Origin of the sequence: Streptomyces sp. CB01881, from assembly GCF_002953255.1 — a bacterium.
GTDB lineage: Bacteria > Actinomycetota > Actinomycetes > Streptomycetales > Streptomycetaceae > Kitasatospora.
On the sequence record NZ_CP026498.1, the window covers coordinates 4,890,220 to 4,892,666 of the forward strand.

The 2,447-nt window shown below is 70.2% G+C and carries 4 protein-coding genes; all 4 read right to left on the reverse strand.

Annotated elements, in window-relative coordinates:
- Positions 1-301, reverse strand: a 301-nt coding sequence (locus C2142_RS11265; protein WP_148644706.1) for an ATP-binding cassette domain-containing protein, incomplete at its 3' end; no start/stop codon positions are given.
- Positions 302-307: 6 nt separating this feature from the next.
- Positions 308-625: a bifunctional 3-phenylpropionate/cinnamic acid dioxygenase ferredoxin subunit gene (locus tag C2142_RS11270; RefSeq protein WP_148642513.1), complete on the reverse strand. Its 318-nt coding sequence runs from the start codon at positions 623-625 to the stop codon at positions 308-310.
- Positions 626-630: 5 nt separating this feature from the next.
- The gene (gene sufD, locus C2142_RS11275) at positions 631-1,878 is read right to left on the reverse strand and encodes a Fe-S cluster assembly protein SufD (RefSeq protein WP_148642514.1); all 1,248 of its coding nucleotides are present in this window, start codon (positions 1,876-1,878) and stop codon (positions 631-633) included.
- 57 nt (positions 1,879-1,935) lie between these two features.
- On the reverse strand, positions 1,936-2,447 hold a 512-nt coding region (locus C2142_RS11280), incomplete at its 5' end, for a SufD family Fe-S cluster assembly protein (RefSeq protein WP_174315630.1).

The following is a 2,447-nucleotide window of genomic DNA, read 5'->3' on the forward strand; positions in this document are numbered from 1 at the left end:
GGGGACCGAGGGGGACCTCGACCGGGTACTGCATGGCCAGGAAGACGCCGGCCCGGGCGCGCTCGTCGACGGACATCTCCAGGACGTCCTCGCCGTCCAGCAGCACGGAGCCGCCGGTGACGGTGTACTTGGGGTGGCCGGCCAGCGAGTAGGCCAGGGTGGACTTGCCGGAGCCGTTCGGACCCATGATCGCGTGGGTCTCGCCCTGCTTCACGGTCAGGTCGACGCCCTTCAGGATCTCCCGGGGGCCGGTCTCCGCCTCGACGGAGACGTGCAGGTCGCGGATTTCAAGGGTTGCCATGTGTACTCAGGACTCCTGGTTGACGGAGACGAGCACATCGTCCCCTTCGATCTTTACGGGGTAGACAGCGACCGGCTTGGTGGCGGGCAGGCCGGAGGGCTTGCCGGTGCGCAGGTCGAAGCTGGAGCCGTGCAGCCAGCACTCGATCATGCAGTCCTCGACCTCGCCCTCGGAGAGCGAGACGTTCGCGTGCGAGCAGGTGTCGTTGATCGCGAACACCCCCTCGTCGGTGCGGACGATGGAGACCGGTACGCCGTTGAGGTCGACGCGCCGGGGCACGTCCTCGGCCAGCTCGCTGAGCGCGCAGGCGCGGAGAAAGCTCATCGGACTCAGACCGCCGCTTCCAGCTCGGCCTCGATCTTCTCCATCAGCTGGTCCTGGATCTCGGCGACGCCGATCTGCTGGACCAGCTCGGCGAAGAAGCCGCGCACCACCAGGCGGCGGGCCTCGTCGGCCGGGATGCCGCGGGCCTGGAGGTAGAAGAGCTGCTCGTCGTCGAAGCGGCCGGTCGCGGAGGCGTGGCCGGCGCCGACGATCTCGCCGGTCTCGATCTCCAGGTTCGGGATCGAGTCGACCCGGGCGCCGTCGGTGAGCACCAGGTTGCGGTTGTGCTCGTAGGTGTCGGTGCCCTCGGCGGCCGCGCGGATCAGCACGTCGCCGACCCAGACGGCGTGCGCGTCCTGGCCCTGCAGCGCGCCCTTGTAGACCACGTTGGAGCGGCAGTGCGGGGTGTCGTGGTCGATGACCAGACGGTGCTCCAGGTGCTGGCCGGCGTCCGCGAAGTAGAGGCCGAACAGCTCGGCCTCGCCGCCGGGCGCGGCGTAGGAGACCCGCGGGTGGATGCGGACCACGTCGCCGCCGAAGGTGACGACCACGGACTTCAGCGAGGCGTCCCGGCCGACCAGGGCGGTCTGCTGGGCGGCGTGCACCGCGTCGCGGTCCCAGTCCTGGACGGAGACGAAGGTGAGCTTGGCGCCGTCGCCGACCAGCAGCTCGACGTTGGCGGCGCGGGTGCCGCTGCCGGTGTGGTTGATCACCACGACGGCCTCGGCGAACGGCTTGACGTCGACCACCACGTGGGCGAAGCGGGTGCCGCCCTCGCCGTGCACGTCGATCTTGACCGGCTCGGTGAGCACCGTCTCCTTGGGGACGGTGACCACGAGCGCCTCCTCGAAGGCGCTGAACGCCTGGGCGGCGACCCGGTCGACCGGCTTGCCGGCCTTGCCCAGGCGGGCGTCGTCGCGGCCGACGGTCTCGGCGGTGACGCCGTCCGGCAGGCTCAGCTCGACCTTGTCCTCGCCCTTGGCGGCCTCGGCGGCGCTGCCGTCGTGCAGGCCGTTCAGGCGGTGGAGCGGGGTGAACCGCCAGTCCTCCTCGCGGCCGGTCGGCACCGGGAAGTCGCCGACCTCGTAGGAGGGCTTGACCGCGACGCGGGCGTCGATCGGCTGCTGGACGGTGGCGCGGCCGGTGCCGGGGCCGGCGAGCTGCGCGCCCGCCCCGGCGGTACCGACCTCGATCGAACCGGCGGTCGTGGAACCGGCGGTGTTCACTGCGACATTCGAAGGCGTGTCAGCCATGGCTGTTCGTGGTGCTCTCTTCCTCAACGTGCGGATGGACTGCGTTCGGCTGCGGCGTCAGCCGACGGAGCCCTCCATCTGCAGCTCGATCAGCCGGTTCAGCTCCAGCGCGTACTCCATCGGCAGCTCGCGCGCGATCGGCTCGACGAAGCCGCGGACGATCATCGCCATCGCCTCGAACTCGGTCATGCCCCGGCTCATCAGGTAGAAGAGCTGGTCCTCGCTGACCTTGGAGACGGTCGCCTCGTGGCCCATGGACACGTCGTCCTCGCGGACGTCCACGTACGGGTAGGTGTCCGAGCGGGAGATGGTGTCGACGAGCAGCGCGTCGCAGAGCACGTTGGACTTGGCGCCCTTGGAGCCCTCGCCGATCTCGATCAGACCGCGGTAGGAGGTGCGGCCGCCGCCCCGCGCCACCGACTTGGAGACGATGTTGGAGGAGGTGTTCGGCGCCATGTGGACCATCTTGGCGCCGGCGTCCTGGTGCTGGCCCTCACCGGCGAAGGCGATCGACAGGGTCTCGCCCTTGGCGTGCTCGCCCATCAGGTAGACGGCCGGGTACTTGATGG

Excerpts from the sequence above, each read along its gene's own strand:
- C2142_RS11270 (WP_148642513.1), bottom strand. The coding sequence starts at position 625 with ATGAGCTTTCTCCGCGCCTGCGCGCTCAGCGAGCTGGCCGAGGACGTG.
- sufD (WP_148642514.1), bottom strand. The coding sequence starts at position 1,878 with ATGGCTGACACGCCTTCGAATGTCGCAGTGAACACCGCCGGTTCCACG.